The sequence below is a fragment of the Mycobacterium sp. genome (assembly GCF_965229265.1).
GTDB lineage: Bacteria > Actinomycetota > Actinomycetes > Mycobacteriales > Mycobacteriaceae > Mycobacterium.
This window is the reverse complement of sequence record NZ_CBDDIY010000013.1, coordinates 529,984-547,067: the sequence shown is the minus strand read 5'-3', so window position 1 is coordinate 547,067 and position 17,084 is coordinate 529,984. Positions and strand designations below refer to the sequence as shown.

At 68.3% G+C, this 17,084-nt stretch carries 13 protein-coding genes; 5 read left to right on the top strand and 8 right to left on the bottom strand.

All coding sequences use genetic code 11. The annotated features are described in order from the left end of the window. Window positions 1-120 precede the first annotated feature (120 nt). The gene (locus ADBZ9K_RS24670; protein ID WP_526624878.1) at window positions 121-1,134 is read right to left on the bottom strand and encodes a MaoC family dehydratase; all 1,014 of its coding nucleotides are present in this window, start codon (window positions 1,132-1,134) and stop codon (window positions 121-123) included. 77 nt (window positions 1,135-1,211) lie between these two features. Here ADBZ9K_RS24670 and ADBZ9K_RS24665 point away from each other — a divergent pair, with 77 nt between their 5' ends. Beyond that, window positions 1,212-2,369, top strand: coding sequence for an acyl-CoA dehydrogenase family protein (locus ADBZ9K_RS24665; RefSeq protein WP_526624877.1), 1,158 nt, complete (start codon window positions 1,212-1,214; stop codon window positions 2,367-2,369). Window positions 2,370-2,462: 93 nt separating this feature from the next. Then, window positions 2,463-3,185 (top strand): GntR family transcriptional regulator, encoded by a 723-nt coding sequence (locus ADBZ9K_RS24660; RefSeq protein ID WP_526624876.1) that lies wholly within the window; start codon window positions 2,463-2,465, stop codon window positions 3,183-3,185. On the opposite strand, the gene ADBZ9K_RS24655 is transcribed toward ADBZ9K_RS24660, so the two are convergent. From ADBZ9K_RS24655 to ADBZ9K_RS24630, 6 genes are all read right to left on the bottom strand, one after another. Next, entirely contained in the window at window positions 3,182-4,123 is a 942-nt protein-coding gene (locus ADBZ9K_RS24655) for an enoyl-CoA hydratase/isomerase family protein (RefSeq protein ID WP_526625617.1), read from the bottom strand. The genes ADBZ9K_RS24660 and ADBZ9K_RS24655 overlap by 4 nt on opposite strands. An 11-nt stretch (window positions 4,124-4,134) precedes the next feature. Further along, a complete protein-coding gene (gene fadD4 / locus ADBZ9K_RS24650) occupies window positions 4,135-5,667 on the bottom strand; it encodes a fatty-acid--CoA ligase FadD4 (protein WP_526624875.1) in 1,533 nt (510 codons plus the stop codon). Window positions 5,668-5,714: 47 nt separating this feature from the next. Then, the gene (locus ADBZ9K_RS24645; protein ID WP_526624874.1) at window positions 5,715-6,608 is read right to left on the bottom strand and encodes a DUF4436 domain-containing protein; all 894 of its coding nucleotides are present in this window, start codon (window positions 6,606-6,608) and stop codon (window positions 5,715-5,717) included. Between the two features lie 189 nt (window positions 6,609-6,797). Further along, a complete protein-coding gene (locus tag ADBZ9K_RS24640; protein ID WP_526624873.1) occupies window positions 6,798-8,618 on the bottom strand; it encodes a phosphoenolpyruvate carboxykinase (GTP) in 1,821 nt (606 codons plus the stop codon). 174 nt (window positions 8,619-8,792) lie between these two features. Next, the gene (locus tag ADBZ9K_RS24635; RefSeq protein ID WP_526624872.1) at window positions 8,793-10,211 is read right to left on the bottom strand and encodes a hypothetical protein; all 1,419 of its coding nucleotides are present in this window, start codon (window positions 10,209-10,211) and stop codon (window positions 8,793-8,795) included. After that, a complete protein-coding gene (locus tag ADBZ9K_RS24630; RefSeq protein ID WP_526624871.1) occupies window positions 10,208-11,236 on the bottom strand; it encodes a P-loop NTPase family protein in 1,029 nt (342 codons plus the stop codon). The genes ADBZ9K_RS24635 and ADBZ9K_RS24630 overlap by 4 nt, the downstream gene beginning before the upstream one ends. A gap of 93 nt (window positions 11,237-11,329) precedes the next feature. Here ADBZ9K_RS24630 and trmB point away from each other — a divergent pair, with 93 nt between their 5' ends. The 3 genes from trmB to mmpL3 are packed head-to-tail and all read left to right on the top strand — an operon-like array spanning window position 11,330 to window position 15,805. Next, window positions 11,330-12,088, top strand: a complete 759-nt coding sequence (trmB, locus tag ADBZ9K_RS24625; RefSeq protein ID WP_526624870.1) for a tRNA (guanosine(46)-N7)-methyltransferase TrmB — start codon at window positions 11,330-11,332, stop codon at window positions 12,086-12,088. Next, the gene (locus tag ADBZ9K_RS24620; protein ID WP_526624869.1) at window positions 12,085-12,780 is read left to right on the top strand and encodes an NYN domain-containing protein; all 696 of its coding nucleotides are present in this window, start codon (window positions 12,085-12,087) and stop codon (window positions 12,778-12,780) included. The genes trmB and ADBZ9K_RS24620 overlap by 4 nt, the downstream gene beginning before the upstream one ends. Window positions 12,781-12,829: 49 nt before the next feature. Then, window positions 12,830-15,805 carry a trehalose monomycolate exporter MmpL3 gene (gene mmpL3 / locus ADBZ9K_RS24615; RefSeq protein ID WP_526624868.1) on the top strand — a complete coding sequence of 992 codons (2,976 nt, stop codon included), beginning with the start codon at window positions 12,830-12,832 and terminating at the stop codon, window positions 15,803-15,805. 8 nt (window positions 15,806-15,813) lie between these two features. Here mmpL3 and ADBZ9K_RS24610 read toward each other — a convergent pair whose 3' ends face one another. Next, entirely contained in the window at window positions 15,814-16,968 is a 1,155-nt protein-coding gene (locus ADBZ9K_RS24610) for an AI-2E family transporter (RefSeq protein ID WP_526624867.1), read from the bottom strand. Window positions 16,969-17,084 lie beyond the last annotated feature (116 nt).

Sequence of the window (17,084 nt, the reverse complement as noted above, 5' to 3'; positions counted from 1 at the left end):
GCGACAACCGTCCCGCCGTGCGGATGCCGATCCCGATGCACGCCAGACACATTCGCCGTACATGCGGGACGTTGTCGCTCGAAGGCGGGCAGAGACCCTGTCGTTGCCGTCAGGGTCGTCCTAGAAGTGCAGCGCGGTGAACCGCCAGTCCAGCACCGGGCGATCGTCTCCCCCGTCGGCGACGGCGTAGACCAGCGACCGCAACCTGAGCACCCCGCCGCGGTCATCGGGCAGCGGATCGGCCGCCTCGACGTGCACCTCGCTGTAGAGGGTGTCGCCTTCGTGCACCGGGCCGGTGTGATCACACGACTGCCAGCCCAGCACGGTCACCAGGTTGGGCAGCAGCCGGCAGGCCTGGGCCAGTGCCAACCCGATCGTGTGGCCCCCGTAAACCAGCCGTTGCCCACCTACGCGCGAATCATGATGGGTGCCAGCGATGTTCAGAGTGAGGCGGGCCAGCTCCGGCGCCGAGCTGACCACGTCGCCGGTGCTGCGCAGCACCGAGCCGGCGATGTCGGGGTAGAAATGCGGCCCGGGCACCCGTTCCCGGAAGGCCACCGCATCCCACTCCACGGTCGGGTCGGGAGCCGTACCCAGGTCAGCGCCGATCCGGGACAGGTCGTCGGCGTGGCCGGTGTCGGTGACACCGGGGCTCAGCGGCAACATCGCGCAGCGGTAGAAGTCCAGCACCAGCCGGCCGACCTGGTCGATGGTGGTCATACGCAGTGCCGCCATGCCGGTCGCGGCGCGCCCCGGTTTGGCGCTGTTCTGCCGCAGACCGACCACTTCGGTGCGGGTGAACAGCGTGTCCCCGATGACCGGGTACCGGTAGAAGGTCAGCCCGCGGTAGAACAGGTTGGCTTTGACCCGCTGGGTGACCAGCGTGGTCTGCCCGACGGCGACATCGCACACCAGCGCGGGGTGCGCCAGCGGTCCGGAGGTGCCGACCACCGCGTGGGCCAGCTCGTGGTCCAGCGACAGTCGCATCCGGTCCCCGACGATGGCCTGGTGAGTGGCGGCGGCGCCGGAGGTCAACGTCATCGACGGGGCCCAGTCGAAGACCTGGCCGACCACGAGGTCGTCGAAATAGGGGCCGCCAGCTTCGCCGCCGCCGATATGGCCGTACAAAGTCACGACTCCGCATACTGGTGCTTCCCCGGCGTGCGTGTCAATATGGCCGTACATTTACCTGCGATTGGGAGGCAGACACGGTGGGCACTGGTCTCAGCGACGAAGAAGCCCTGCTGGTGGCGACGGTCCGCGCGTTCATCGACCGCGACGTCAAGCCATCGGTCCGCGAGGTCGAGCACGCCAACGCCTACCCGCAGGCCTGGATCGAGCAGATGAAGCAGATCGGCGTCTACGGCCTGGCGATCAGCGAGGAATACGGCGGGTCTCCGGTATCGATGCCCTGCTACGTCGAGGTCACCCAGGAACTGGCGCGGGGCTGGATGAGCCTGGCCGGGGCGATGGGCGGGCACACCGTGGTCGCCAAGCTGCTGGACATCTTCGGCACCGAGGAGCAGAAGCGGACCTACCTGCCCCCGATGGCCACCGGGGCGCTGCGCGCCACGATGGCCCTGACCGAGCCCGGTGGTGGTTCCGATCTGCAGAACATGACCACCGTCGCCCGCGCCGACGGCGACGACCTGGTGATCACCGGAGCCAAGACCTGGATCAGCAATGCCCGGCGATCCGGTCTGATCGCCCTTCTGTGCAAGACCGATCCGCAGGCCACACCCCGCCACACCGGCATCTCGGTGCTGCTGATCGAATCGCCCACCCCCGGCCTCACGATCTCGCGGGACCTGCCCAAGCTCGGCTACAAGGGCGTGGAGTCCTGCGAGCTGGCCTTCGACAATTGCCGGGTCCCCGCCTCGGCAATCCTGGGCGGCCAGCCCGGCAAGGGCTTCGCGCAGATGATGAAGGGGCTCGAGACCGGCCGCATCCAGGTGGCCGCCCGCGCGCTCGGGGTGGCCACGGCGGCCTTCGAGGATGCGCTGGCCTACGCCCAGCAGCGGGAGAGTTTCGGCCAGCCCATCTGGAAACACCAGTCGATCGGCAACTACCTGGCCGACATGGCCACCAAGTTGACCGCGGCGCGTCAGCTCACCCGCTACGCCGCCGAACGCTACGACAGCGGCCAACGCTGCGACATGGAAGCCGGGATGGCCAAGCTGTTCGCCTCGGAGGCGGCGATGGAGATCGCCCTGGACGCGGTGCGTATCCACGGCGGTTACGGCTACTCCGCCGAGTACGACGTGGAGCGCTACTTCCGCGATGCGCCGCTGATGATCGTGGGCGAGGGCACCAACGAGATCCAGCGCAATGTCATCGCCGGCCAGCTCGTCGCCCGCGGAGGCATTTGATGCCGACATCAGCGTTGCGAGGCATTTGATGCCGACATCAGCGTTGCGAGGCATTTGATGCCGACATCAGCGTTGCGCGGGATCTAGGCGCCGATGAAACCCGAACCCGCATATCAGGTTCTGCGGCAACGGCTTCGCGAGCAGATCGCGGCCGGCACCTACCCGGACGGAGTCCGGCTGCCGACCGAATCCGAGCTCGTCTCCGAATACGGGTTGTCGCGCCAGACGGTACGACGGGCCTTCCAGGACCTGGTGGCCGAGGGTGCGGTGTACCGGGTGCCCGGGCGCGGAACCTACGCGCGCCGCCAGCTCTATCTGCGCCAGCTTGGGTCCATCGAGGACCTGATGAGCCTGTCCGAAGACACCACAATGGAAGTGCTGCAAGGGCTTTCTCGACGAGTCGACGTCGCTGCCGCCAGCAGGCTGCGACTCGACCACGACGTGGTCTACACCATCCGGTTCCGTCGCCTCCACGACGGCGTGCCGTTCGTGGTCACCACCGTGCACCTGCCCGAGCCGACGGCGCGGCTGGTCTGCGACACCGCGGAGCTGACGACCGGAGCCGTCGGTACCAGTACCGTCATCGGCATTTTGGAGCCGCACCTGGACCACCCGATTGACGAAGCGGCCCAGTCGATCACGGTGGCGCCGGCCGACGATGAGGTGGCCGCGGCCGTGTACTGCCAGCCTGGGCACCCGATGCTGCGGGTGGACCGGCTGTACTCCGACACCACCGGCACACCCGTCGAGCTGTCGGTCAGCCACTTCCTTCCCGAGCAGTACACCTATCGGGTCACGCTGCGCCGGTCCAGCTAGGCGATCTCGTCGACCAATCCCCACGACAGCGCGGTGTGCGGGTCGACCGCATGCCCGGACAGCACCAGATATGCTGTGCGCCAACGTCCGATGCGCCGGGTGACGCTCAGTGTTCCGCCCGCGCCGGGGATCAGCCCCAGCTCCAACTCGGGCAGCGCGAACACAGTGTGCGGCCGGCAACGGACCCAGCCGCAGAACGCGGCCAGCTCCAATCCGCTGCCGAGTACCCGGCCGTGGAGGTCGGCGTGACAGTCGCGGCCAAGCCGGCCGGTCAGCTCATCGAGGGCGAGCGCGGGGCTGTGCCGGGTGCGGGCCAGATGCGCGGCGGCGGGATCGGCGAAGGTGCCGAACTCGCCGAGATCGCCTCCGCTGCAGAACGACGGGCCGTTGCCGCCCAACGCGACTTCGGTGATCGTGTCATCGAGCAGCGCGACGGTCAGCGCTTCCAGCAACAGCGCCCTGGCGTCGTTGCTGAACGCGTTGTGCCGGGTCGGACGGTTGAACCGGATCCGCAGGGTGGTGCCGTCGCGGTCGGCCTGGACCGGGTCGGGGATATCGGGAACCGTCGCAGGGCCGCGCTCGGCGAGCCAGCGGGCGAACTCCGCACCGGATTGCAGGGTGGAGTAGGCCAGTGATTCGGTGATCAGCGCCGGTAGCGTGGGACCCGTCGGATCGACGGACCTGAGCACGTCGTCACAGACGGTGCTGGCCAGCGGCCAGCGCCGGCACCGATCGGTCAGCTCGGCCACCGTGTCGGCCACGGAATCGACCGTGACGAATCGGCGGTCTTCATGTTCGGCCTCGCTCAGAGCGAATGTCGCTGTTTCGAGCCAGAACTCAGCCTCGGGGGAGGACGACTCCCCGATCGCCACCACGACACCGGGTGGGCCGCTCACCCCGATCGGGGGCGGGTCGGACAGGTCCACGACGAACATCAGCCAGGGATTCCCTAACCGGTCGCGGCCGAGTACTTCGCGATCAGCTCCTGCTTGTACAGCTTGCCGGTGTCGGTGCGGGGCAGTTGCGCCTCGAAGGAGATCGACCGCGGGCACTTGTAGTGCGCCAGCCGTTCTCGCAGCCAGGCCAACAACTCGTCGGCGAATTCGTCGGTGGCGTCGGCCTGGTCGACCAACTGGACCACGCCCTTGACGCGCTGGCCCATCTCCTCGTCGGGCACGCCGAAGACGGCGGCGTCCATCACCTTCGGATGGGTGACGAGCAGGTTCTCGGCCTCCTGCGGGTAGATGTTGACCCCGCCGGAGATGATCATGTGGTGCCGCCGGTCGGTGAGGTACAAGTAGCCGTCCTCGTCGAGGTAGCCGATGTCGCCGACAGTCATCCAGCCCTGTGAATGCCTTGATGCGGCGGTCTTTTCGGCGTCGTTGAGGTATTCGAAGGAGTTGCCGCCTTCGAAGTAGATCTCGCCGGGCTCACCGGGCGGTAGCTCGTTGCCCTGCTCGTCGAGGATGTGCAGGTTGCCCCCCATCGGCTTGCCCACCGAGCCGGGATGGGCCAGCCACTCCTCGGCGCTGATCAGGGTGGAGCCGATGGCCTCCGAGGAGGCGTAGTACTCGTCGACGATGGGTCCCCACCAGTCGATCATCTGTTTCTTGATCTCCACCGGACACGGCGCCGCGGCATGCATGACCCGCTCCAAGGAGGACAGATCATACGACTTGCGCACGGCTTCAGGCAGTTTCAGCATCCGAGTGAACATCACCGGGACGAACTGTCCATGGGTGACGCGGTGGCGCTGGATCGCGTCGAGCGTGCCCTCGGCATCGAACTTCTCCATGACGACGACGGGTATTCCGGCGGCCTGCATCGTCAACGACCACACCGACGGCGCGGTGTGATACAGCGGCGCCGGGCTCAGGTACACCCCGTTGGGGTTCATCCAGAACGAGACGAGCATGGTCATCAGCCCCGGCGCCTCCGACGGCGGCAGGTGCGGGAGTTCGCGCTTGATGCCCTTGGGCCGGCCCGTGGTTCCCGATGAGTACTGCAACAAATCGCCCTCGATCTCGTCGTCGATCGGGGTAACTGGTTGATCGGCAACGCATTCGGGATAGCTCTGCCAACCGTCGAGCTCGCCGCCGGCGATGAGCAGCAGGCCGGGCAGACCGTTGGGAAGGTGCTCGCCGAGGCCCTCGAGCACGGGGCGCAACGCGGCGGACCCGACAATGGCCTTGGCAGCGGAATTGTCGACGATGTAGGCCGCCTCCGCCGGGGTCAGGTGGGTGTTGATGGGCACGTAGTACAGCCCGCTGCGCCGGGCCGCCCACATGACCGTGTGCATGTGCTCGTTGTTCTCCATGAGGATGGCGACGGCGTCACCTTCACGCAGCCCGGCCTGCCGGAACAAGTGCGCCAGCTGGTTTGCCCTGGCCTCCATTTCACCGAAGGTGACCGTCGTCCCCGACGGATACAGGATGACGGCAGGTTTGTCCGGGGTGGCCTCGGCATGCTCGCGAATCTGCATGGATGCACTGTACGCAGCTGTAGTTGACAGCCGTCAAGTAGGTCCGGTCAGTCGCTGCGCCGGACCCAGGCCACCACATAGATCAGCATCGCCGTGACAAGCGCGACGAGCACCCACAGGATGAGGGCCTCGTCGATCAGCGATCCGGGGGGCGGGCTACCGGGCAGCACGTTGCGGATCGGCACGACCGCGAACAACATGGCGGCAAACCAGGTGGAGAACGGCGGCTGGAACTTCTTCTTGCCCAACAGCATCTCGATCGCGGCGTAGAGCGCCATCGCCGGGAGCGTCAGCAGAACCAGACAGATGCCGAAGATCAAGGCCAGCGGCCCACGGGCCCGGCCGAAGCTCACCGACGCGCTGTCATCAGGCGAGCCGGCGTGTGGCGACGGACCACCCCGATCGCTGCGGATGTCCCACCCCGACAGCGACCCAGACACCTCCACCCGGGCCGGCACGAACCGTCGCGCCTCACCGGACCCGACCATCACGTCGGCGCCGATGGTGCTGGTCGTGAAGGTGTCGAACGGCCACCGGTCGGCTTCGCCTCGGATCGTCAGGGAGGTCTTGACCACCTTCGGCGCCTGGCCCTGCGGGAAGACGAATTCACCGACCTCGATGCAGGGGCACAGCCGCACGGCCATGTCGGTGTTCAACGTATCGAACCGCGGGTCCAGGAAGCTCTTCTCCGGGATCACCTGGACATCGACGTCGACGGTGTTGTCGGTGGGGTGAATCGCGGTCAGCTCCAACAGGATGACGGTCTCTGTCCGAGCCTGCAGGTCACCCGGTTGCAGAACGTGGGCGGAGCTGTCCAGCCACAGATACCCGATCACCGAGCCGGCATAGATGGCGACAATGGCCACCACCGCGGCGACGCGACGCCACCACGAATGAGCTCGCTTCAGCGCCGCCGGCGCCTCGTCGGTCGGGACCCCCACGCCGCAGATGGTAGCCGGTGCGCACCCCTCACCAGGGCGTAACGGCCCGCATCGTCAGTCGGCTGAACCCGACGCGCCGCTTCTCCCCCGCAAGCGGGAGGTGCCCCCACCTCGGGCCCGGGGGCCCGCATCGTCAGTCGGCTGAACCTGACGCGCCGCTTCCTCCTCGGGCCCGGGGGGCCCGCATCGTCAGTCGGCGAGCCGCTGCTTGAGCGCCTCGAACTCGTCCTTCACCCCGGTGGGCAGCTTCTCGCCGACGAACTCGAACCACTCCTCGATCAGCGGCAGCTCGGCGCGCCACTCCTCGGGATTGACCTTGAGCGCGTCGGCGACATCCGCCTCCTCGACGTCCAGACCGGACAGGTCCAGATCGCCGACACCGGGCACCGTGCCGATCGGCGTCGACGCGCCGTTGGCCTTGCCCTCGACCCGCTCGATGACCCACTTCAGCACCCGGCTGTTCTCGCCGAAGCCTGGCCACAGGAAGCGGCCGTCATCGCCGCGGCGGAACCAGTTGACGAAGAAGATCTTCGGAAGCTGCGACTCGTCGGAGTTCTTGCCCAGGTCGATCCAATGCTGGAAGTAGTCACCGACGTTGTAGCCCAGGAACGCCAGCATGGCCATCGGGTCGCGGCGAACCGTGCCGACCTTGCCCTCGGCGGCGGCGGTCTGCTCGCTGCCCAGGGTGGCTCCGATGAACACACCGTGATGCCAGTCGCGGGCCTGGGTCACCAGCGGCACCGTCGTCTTGCGGCGACCACCGAACAGAATGGCCGAAATCGGCACGCCCTGCGGATCGTCCCACTCCGGGGCCAGCGTCGGGCACTGCGACATCGGGGTGCAGTAGCGCGAATTGGGGTGCGCCGCGTTATCGGACGACCCCGCTTCCCAATCCTGGCCCTTCCAGTCGATCAGGTGCTGCGGCTCGCCTTCCAGGCCCTCCCACCAGACCCCGCCGTCGTCGGTCAGCGCGACGTTGGTGAAAACGGTGTTGCCCGCCGCGATGGTCCGCATCGCGTTCGGGTTGGAGCTCCAGTTGGTGCCCGGCGCAACGCCGAAGAAGCCGAACTCCGGGTTGACGGCGTAGAGCCTGCCGTCCTTGCCGAACCGCATCCACGCGATGTCGTCACCGAGGGTCTCGGCACGCCAGCCCGGGATGGTCGGCTGCAGCATCGCGAGGTTGGTCTTACCGCACGCCGACGGGAACGCCGCGGCGACGTAGTAGGCCTTGTTCTCCGGGGAGATCAGCTTGAGGATCAGCATGTGCTCGGCCAGCCAGCCCTCGTCGTGGGCCATGGCCGAGGCGATCCGCAGCGAGTAGCACTTCTTGCCGAGCAAAGCGTTGCCGCCGTAACCCGAGCCGAAGCTCCAGATCTCCCGGGTCTCGGGGAAGTGGGTGATGTACTTCGTGTCGTTGCACGGCCAGGGCACGTCGGCCTGCCCGTCCTCCAGGGGCGCGCCGATCGAGTGCAGTGCCTTGACGAAGAAGCCGTCCTCCCCGATCTTCTCCAGCGCCGCCGTGCCCATCCGGGTCATCGTGCGCATGGACACCACGACGTATTCGGAGTCGGTGATCTCGACACCCAACTTGGGGTCCTCGGCACCGAGTGGGCCCATGCAGAAGGGCACCACATACATGGTCCGGCCCCGCATGCTGCCGCGGTACAGCTCGGTCATGGTGGCGCGCATCTCGGCCGGTGCCATCCAGTTATTGGTGGGGCCGGCATCGATCTCGCGTTCGGAGCAGATGTAGGTCCGGGACTCGACGCGGGCGACATCGGAGGGGGCCGAGCGAGCCAGGTAGGAGCTGGGCTCCTCGGAATCGCTGAGCGGAATGAAGGTGCCGGCGGCCACCAGCTGCTCACACAGGCGCCGATATTCCTCGTCGGAACCGTCGGCGAACACCACCCGGTCGGGCTGGGTGAGTTCGGCAACCTCCTGGACCCAGGCGAGGAGGCCCTGATGCTTTGTGGGTGCGGTATCCAGACCTGGAATGGTCGCTGAAGTCATCGGTATCTCCTGCTTTTGTGTATTGCCAGGACGCAGGCCGGATTACGCGCCGGCGGACACGGTCCTCCCTGAAAAGTTAGGTTAACGCGGGTGAGATACCCGCGGTTAATCGGGATTATGTCCGATGACTCACAGGAACGATTCAGAAGCACATAATCTCCCCCATTCATCAGATCAATGAGCGGCCAATTCGGCTCGAACCACCGACAGCGCCCGAATGATCGTCGGCGCCCGCTGATCGCGAGCCGCCAGCGCGCGGGCCCGGGCCGCGGTGTGCTCGCGGATCTCCCGGTCGATCCGGGCCACGGATTCCTCGGCGCGGGTTCCCTCGACAGCGTCCCGCTCGGCGGCGGACCGGCTCAGTGCCGACTCCGCCGCGAGCACCCGGGTGGCCACCCACTCCTCCATCGCGGTGCGCATCCCGGTGGTGATCTCGGCGACCCAGCGGTCCAGCACCGCCCGATCGTGCAGCAGACCGCGGACCCCGACGAGCCACAGCGTCAGGGCCACGCCGAGGACCGCGCAGCCAACGGCGCCGGCGACGGTCCACCGCGGTGCCAGGTCGGCGAACAGCCGGCTCAGCGTCAGCGCCACCCCGAGTCCGAAGCCCGCACCGAACAGGACCATCAACCGGGTCTCGAGCCGGCGCGACTTCAGCGGCGGGACGGTCGCCGGCACCGGCGGTGCGGGCGACGCCGGGAGCTCGACGGGCAACCCCAGTTCGGCGCCGGTAGCACTGAGGTGCCGGCTCACCCCCTCATCGACGTCGACGGCGATCTCGGCGACGCGGCGCCCCACCCGCTCGGTGAAGGCGCCCAGCCCGCGTCGGCTCACCCCGGCCGCGTCCTCCTGCAGTTCGGTTCGCACCGATGTACAGCGGTTGCGGGCGAAGTAGGACAGTTGCACGCGGGCCTGCTGAACCCGGCTGCGCACCGCGATGGCCCGCTCGGACTTCTCCAGGCGATACCGGCGCAGCGTCGCCCCGCGTTGCTCGCGCAGGTCGGCCAGCCGAGCTTCGCGCCCGGCGCCCTCGACCTCCCGGTCCAGGCGGCAATTCCCGGTGAGTAACCGATTCTCCCAGGCGCGCAATCGATTTCGTCTCGGCAGTGTTTCCTCGCCCACGGTGGCGCGCAGCTTCTGCGCGAGGTCGTCGACAACCGGCCCACCCAGGTCCGGCGCGGCGGCCACGCCCACCCACGCCACGTCGGCATACCGCGGGTCATGCTCGGCCAGCAGCACCCGGTTCGCCTCGAGCACGTCGCGCCAGGTGCGGTGCACGTCGATCTTGGACACCACCGCGATCACCGCGTCGGTGTCGCCGGCCGCGGCGTCCAGCAGCGCGCAGTCCGAGGTGGTCAGCGGCGCGGTCGCTGAGACCACAAACACCACGGCGGTGGGCGCCTGCCCGGCGGGCAGCTCGACGGTTTCGGCGAAGACGCAGTCCGGCAGCCGCTCTCGCAGCGCCGCCACCACGGCGCTGGTACCGGCCAGCCACGGGCCGACGACCAGCACCGCGTCCCGGCGCACGATCACCGGCGCCGGCAGATCCGGATCGATGCGGGCCAGCTCGGCATCGACGTCGGCGTCGCTCATATCCGGGTCTCCGCTACCCCGCCGGCCTGCTCCCACAGCCGCAACGACCCCCGCGCGAGGTCAGCGCCGCACTTGCCCTGCAGCACCGATACCGGCCCGCGCGAATACCGCTGCCAGGTGACGGCCCGGCGCAGGTGCGCCGCACGAGTCTTGTCGCGATCGACCGTCATCCCAGCGCCCCGCACCACGTCGGCCGCCGCGGCCATCCGCGCCGCAACCACCGCGTCTCCGGCGAGGAACTCGGCGATGTCGGGGTCGCCGGTGCCGGCGGGGGTGAGCGCGTCAAGCGCCGCGGTCAGGCGCCGGTAGCGCACTGGGGCGGCGGCCGCGGTAATTGCGTCCAGCACCCCGTCCACCGCGCTGGCCCTGCGCAACGCCGCCCGCACCGCGGCCGCGTCGTAGCCGGGAGTGCCGTCGCGCAGTGCGCGCACCGCGACGGCGATGCCGAACAGGTCGAGCTGCTCGAGCAGCCGCCGCCGCACGGCCACGCCGAGGCGATGCGGGCCGGCCACGAAGCGGTCGGTGGAACCCAGGTCGGCCGGATCGCTGCACAACACGTGCAGCGCGTCCAAGATCTCGTTGTCGACGACGGCGGTGTCGAGCGCGGCCGCGGCGGCCAGCCCGGCCAGCGGGTAGACCGGTGCGGCGATGCGCTCGGCCAGCACCCGGCAGCGCGTGGCGGCGGCAGCGACCGGTCCGTCACCGCCGAATCCGGCCAGGTCAGCCTTGGTGAGGACGACGACGGTGGGTCGCTTCACGTCGGCTAGCGCGTCGGAATCCTCGGGTTTGACCGTCTCGGCCAGGACATGAACGTCCACGTCGGCGCGTTCGCCCGGACCTGCCACGTCCACCCCGGCCGCGCGCACCGCCCGCTCCACCGTGCGCCGACCGCAACCAGGGCGCCCCGCGATGCCCACCCGCACCGGGGTGCCGAGCCGGTGGACCAGCCGCGTCACCGCCGGGTCGGCGACCCGGGCGGACAGGGCGGCCATCCGGTCCACCAACTGCCCCTCCACACCGGACATGCTGACATCGACTGACCTGTGGCGCGAGCCACTACCAGGCGAAGGCAACTGTTGGGTATCAATCTGCACCACCGAGCGGGTACACCCACATTCATGAGCGACCATGGACGGATGCATGTGCAGCGCCACGGTGGCTCAGCCACGCCCGAGGTCGGGGCGTCGCACCTGTATCCCCGGGTGACCAGCTTCCGGTCCCGCCGCTCGGCGCTGACCGACGCCCAACAGGAGGCCTGGGACCGGCTGTGGCCACAGCTGGGAACTCAAGCCAAGTTCGAGGACAAACCGGCCAGTCCGATCGATGCCGAGGCCTGGTTCGGCCGCACGGCTCCGCTCGTGCTGGAGATCGGCTGCGGCACGGGCACCTCGACGCTCGGCATGGCGCAGGCCGAACCCGACATCGACGTGGTGGCCGTCGAGGTCTACCGACGGGGCCTGGCCCAGCTGATCGGCGCCATCGACCGAGAAGGCGTCACCAATATCCGGCTGATCCGCGGCGACGGCCTCGACGTCCTCGAACACATGGTCGGACCGGCCACCCTGACCGGGGTGCGGGTGTTCTTCCCCGACCCGTGGCCCAAATCGCGCCACCACAAGCGGCGCCTGTTGCAGCCGAGCACGATCGCGCTGATCACCGATCGGCTGCGGCCCGGCGGTGTCCTGCACGCGGCCACCGACCACGCCGGCTACGCCGAGCAGATCGCCGAGGCGGGCGACGCCGAACCGCGGTTGCGCCGGGTGCGTCCCGGGGACGAGCTGCCCATCTCGGTGCAGCGACCGACGACCAAGTACGAGACGAAGGCCCGCCAGGTGGGTAGCGCGGTAGCCGAACTGCTCTGGATGCGGTCACTATGAGTGTGATGGAGGACGCAGCAGCGACGGCCCCGGTCCTGCCGGACGCCGAGGACCCGGTTGAGGTTCCCCCGGCTCAGCGGGTGCTGCTGGTGTGGGACGCACCCAACCTGGACATGGGGCTCGGGTCGATCCTCGGTGGGCGCCCTACGGCGGCCCACCGGCCACGGTTCGACGCGCTGGGCCGCTGGCTGTTGACCCGAACCGCCGAACTGGCCGCCGCACACCCGGACATCACGGTGGAGCCGGAGGCGACGGTGTTCACCAACATCGCTCCCGGCAGCGCCGACGTGGTCCGCCCCTGGGTGGAGGCGTTGCGCAACGTCGGCTTCGCCGTCTTCGCCAAGCCGAAAATCGACGAGGACAGCGACGTCGACAGCGACATGCTGGCCCATATCGCGCTGCGGCGTGCCGAGGGTCTGGCCGCCGTCCTCGTCGCCTCGGCCGACGGGCAGGCGTTCCGCATGCCGCTGGAGGACATCGCCCGCTCGGGCACCCCGGTCTACGTGCTCGGATTTCGTGAACATGCCAGCTGGGCGCTAGCGTCGGATACCTTGGAGTTTGTCGACCTGGAGGACATTCCTGGTGTTTTCCGCGAGCCGCTGCCGCGAATCGGCCTAGATTCGCTACCAGAGCAGGGGGCATGGCTACAACCATTCCGGCCGCTGTCCTCACTACTGACATCGCGTGTCTGAGTAGGAGAGCCCGATGCGCAGGTCGCAGAAGATTTAGTTAGGAGCTTACGTGTTCGCCTGGTGGGGTCGAACTGTGTATCGCTACCGATACATCGTGATCGCAGTCATGGTCGCGCTGTGCGTCGGCGGCGGCATCTACGGAGCCAGCCTCGGCAAGCACGTCACCCAGAGTGGCTTCTACGACGAGGGCAGCCAGTCGGTGAAGGCATCGCTCATCGCCGACGCCGCCTACGGCCGGGACACCTCCGGTCACATCATCGCCATCTACACCGCCCCGGACGGCAAGACCGTCGACGACCCGGCGTTCCAGAAGAAGATTCTGGACAACCTGGCCCAGGTCGAGAAGGACCACCCCGACGAGATCCTGCGATCGATCGGGTATTTCAAGAGTCCCCAGCTGCTGTCCAACATGGCCGACGCGGACAAGAAGCACGCGTTCATGTCGATCCAGCTCAAGGGCAATGACGACGACACCATCCTGAACAACTACAAGAAGGTCGACAAGGACTTCTTCATCGACGGTGTCAACGTCAAACTCGCCGGCCTGCAGCCGCTGGCTTCCGAGCTGACCGGAACCATTGGCAAGGATCAGCAGCGCGCCGAGGTGGCAGCCATCCCGCTGGTCGCGGTGCTGCTGTTCTTCGTGTTCGGCGGCGTGGTCGCCGCCAGCCTGCCCGCCATCATCGGCGGCCTGTCCATCCTCGGCGCTCTGGGCATCATGCGGCTGACCGCCCTGGTCACGCCGGTGCACTTCTTTGCTCAGCCGGTCGTGACGCTGATCGGCCTCGGTATCGCCATCGACTACGGGTTGTTCATCGTCAGCCGATTCCGCGAAGAGATCGCCGAGGGCTACGACACCGAGGCGGCCGTCCGTCGCACCATGATGACGTCGGGGCGCACGGTCGTGTTCTCGGCGGTGATCATCGTCGCGTCGTCGCTGCCGCTGCTGCTGTTCCCGCAGGGCTTCTTGAAGTCCATCACCTACGCGATCATCGCCTCGGTGATGCTGGCGGCGGTGCTGTCGATCACCGTGCTGGCCGCGATCCTGGCCATCCTGGGCCCCAACGTCGACGCCCTCGGTGTGCGGACCCTGCTGCGGGTGCCGTTCCTGCGCAACTGGGGTTTCTCGCGCGCCATCATCGACTGGTTCGCCGAGAAGACCCAGAAGACCAAAACCCGCGAAGAGGTCGAGCACGGCTTCTGGGGCAAGCTGGTCAACCGGGTGATGAAGCGGCCGATCCTGTTCGCCGCGCCGATCGTCATCTTCATGGTTCTGCTGATCGTCCCGCTCGGAAAACTTGCCCTCGGTGGCATCAGCGAGAAGTACCTCCCGCCGGACAACTCGGTGCGCACCGCCCAGGAGGAGTTCGACAAGATCTTCCCCGGCTTCCGCACCGAGCCGATCACGCTGGTGATGAAGAACAACGACGGCCAGCCGGTCACCGACCAGCAGGTCGCCGAGGTCCGCAGCAAGGCGATGGCGGTCAGCGGGTTCACCGACCCCGACAACAACCCCGATGCGATGTGGAAGGAACGCTCCTACCTCGACGGCGCCTCCAAGGACCCGTCGGTGCGAGTGATCCAGAACGGCCTGGTCAAGCGCAATGACGCGGCCAAGAAGATCGCCGAGTTGCGGTCGATCACGCCACCACGGGGGGTATCGCTCTACGTGGGCGGCACGCCCGCGCTGGAGCAGGACAGTATCCACAGCCTCTTCTCGAAGCTCCCGTTGATGGTCGTGCTGTTGATCACCACGACAACGATCCTGATGTTCCTGGCGTTCGGGTCGCTGGTGTTGCCCATCAAGGCCGCGTTGATGAGCGCGCTGACCCTGGGCTCCACCATGGGCGTGCTCACCTGGATGTTCGTCGACGGGCACGGGTCCGGCCTGATGAACTACACCCCGCAACCCCTGATGGCACCGATGATCGGTCTGATCATCGCGGTCATCTACGGCCTGTCCACCGACTACGAGGTGTTCCTGGTGTCCCGCATGGTGGAGGCCAGGGAGCGCGGGATGTCCACCACCGAGGCCATCCGGATCGGGACGGCCACCACCGGCCGGCTGATCACCGCGGCGGCACTGGTGCTGGCCGTGGTCGCCGGGGCGTTCGTGTTCTCCGACCTGGTGATGATGAAGTACCTCGCCTTCGGCCTGCTGATCGCCCTGCTGCTGGACGCCACCATCGTCCGGATGTTCCTGGTCCCGGCGATCATGAAGATGCTCGGCGACGACTGCTGGTGGGCGCCGCGCTGGATGAAGCGGCTGCAGGTCAGGATCGGGCTGGGCGAAACCCACCTACCCGACGAGCGCAAGCGCCCGATCGTGCGGGACGAGGCGCTGGTCGGTGCCGGTGCGCCGGTCCCGGCAGCCGACGTACGGCGCCCGGTACACGACCCCACCCATCCCGGTGGGGAGGCCAGGCCCCGTCCGCGAGTGGTCGGCCGGGCCGAGTACCGCACACCGCCCCCGCCGCACGAGCCGCCCTCGGCCGCGGGGACCGCCCGGATGCCCGACGCCGCCGCACCGGTGGCCCCCGGCGGGCAGGACCAGGGTGTGTCCGACGCGCCGACGACCCGATTCTCGGTGGCCAAGAACGTCGTCAAGAGCGCGGTCAACAGCGCCGCCGCCGCGGCCCGGTCCAACCGGCCGCCCGCGCCGCCCGCCCCGGATCGCGAGATCGAGTCCTGGCTGGGTGAGCTGCGCGGAAACGACCGTGCAGCGTCCAAGCCCTCCCCCGACCCGGCGCAACCGTCGGCCGAACCCACCCGGGCGATACCGGCTCCGGAGGACGCCACCACGGCCATCCCGGCCCAGCGGGAGGACAACGGTGCCGATGACGTGCCGCCGGCGATCGCCGCGGATGAGACCCGCGCCATCCCGGTCAGCAGGCCCGACCAAGGTGACTCCGAGGTGGCCACCGAGAAGCTGAACTCACGCGGCAAGAAAGAGGGCGAGGACCGTCCCCGCCGCGGCGGCGGAGTCAGCGCCCAGGACCTGCTACGCCGCGAGGGCCGCCTCTAACCCCTGGTTTAGTCGTGTTGCCGTTTCGGCGGCACGACATCGGCGGTGGCCTCGATGACGACCGCGTCGTCGTTGGCCTCGAGTTCGGCCTCCTCCTCGGCGGGATTGTCGGCCGCCAGCACGCGAATCGCGCTGTTGAGGAACGCCAGCAACGGCACCGACAGCAGCGCCCCGACGATCCCGGCCAGCACGCCGCCCGCCGCGATCGCCAGCACAATGGCCAGCGGATGGATCGACACCGCGCGGCCCATCACCAGCGGCTGCAGGATGTGTGCTTCCAGCTGCTGGACCGCGATCACCACGCCGAGTGTGATCAGGCCGTAGACCAAGCCCTTGGCCAGCAGCGCAACCACAACCGCGAGGAAACCGGTGAGCACGGCACCGACTAGGGGCACGAACGCACCCAGGAACACCAGCGACGCCAGCGGCAGCGCCAACGGGATGCCCATGATCGCCAGACCGGTGCCGATGCCGACCGCGTCGACCAGCGCCACCAGGAAGGTGGCCCGCACGTAGCCCGTCAGCGAGCCGAATCCGGCCCGCCCCGCCGCCCGCACCCGATCCCGGGTCTGCGACGGAATGATCTTGGTGACGAACGCATAGATGTTGCGACCGCCGTGCAGCAGGAAGATCAGCGTGAACAACACCAGGAGGGCACCGGTGAGGATCTCGGTCAGCGTCGCCGCGGTCGATAGCGCACCGGTGGTCAGCTTCTCCTGGTTGTCGCGCAGCGCCTTGATCGCGGTGTTGCCGGCGCTGTCGATCTGTTCGCGGCTCAGGTGAGCCGGCCCTTCGATCAGCCACCGGCGCAAGCCGTCGATACTCTGGGTGACCTGCTCGACCAACCCCGGTAGGCCCGAAACGAATTGGCTGACAACAAAGGTCAGGATCCCACCGAACAGCCCGAAGCCCCCGAGCAGCACCAGCGCCACCGCCCCGCCGCGCGGCGCCCCGCGCCGGTCGAGCCAGTCGACGGCCGGCAGCAGCAAGGCAGCGAGCATGGTGGCCAGCGCGACCGCCACCACGATGACTTCGAGGCGGACGACAATCCACAGCAGCGCCAGAATCGCCGCCAGGATCACCAGCAGCCGCCAGGACCACGCCGCCGCCTTGCGAACCAGCGGATCTACCGAGTCGTCGTCGGAAATGCGGGTGCCTGGCATGCGGCAAGCGTAGTGGTCGACGACGAGGATCCCCGCGCGAACCGACCCTGCCCGCCGGCCGTCGCCGGCAGCGCAGGCAACTAATCGGGCCGCTAGAAATCCGGCACAGCGACCAG

Excerpts from the sequence above, each read along its gene's own strand:
- ADBZ9K_RS24660 (WP_526624876.1), top strand. The coding sequence starts at position 2,463 with ATGAAACCCGAACCCGCATATCAGGTTCTGCGGCAACGGCTTCGCGAG.
- ADBZ9K_RS24630 (WP_526624871.1), bottom strand. The coding sequence starts at position 11,236 with ATGTCCGGTGTGGAGGGGCAGTTGGTGGACCGGATGGCCGCCCTGTCC.
- ADBZ9K_RS24635 (WP_526624872.1), bottom strand. The coding sequence starts at position 10,211 with ATGAGCGACGCCGACGTCGATGCCGAGCTGGCCCGCATCGATCCGGAT.
- trmB (WP_526624870.1), top strand. The coding sequence starts at position 11,330 with ATGAGCGACCATGGACGGATGCATGTGCAGCGCCACGGTGGCTCAGCC.
- ADBZ9K_RS24620 (WP_526624869.1), top strand. The coding sequence starts at position 12,085 with ATGAGTGTGATGGAGGACGCAGCAGCGACGGCCCCGGTCCTGCCGGAC.
- ADBZ9K_RS24610 (WP_526624867.1), bottom strand. The coding sequence starts at position 16,968 with ATGCCAGGCACCCGCATTTCCGACGACGACTCGGTAGATCCGCTGGTT.
- fadD4 (WP_526624875.1), bottom strand. The coding sequence starts at position 5,667 with ATGCAGATTCGCGAGCATGCCGAGGCCACCCCGGACAAACCTGCCGTC.
- ADBZ9K_RS24640 (WP_526624873.1), bottom strand. The coding sequence starts at position 8,618 with ATGACTTCAGCGACCATTCCAGGTCTGGATACCGCACCCACAAAGCAT.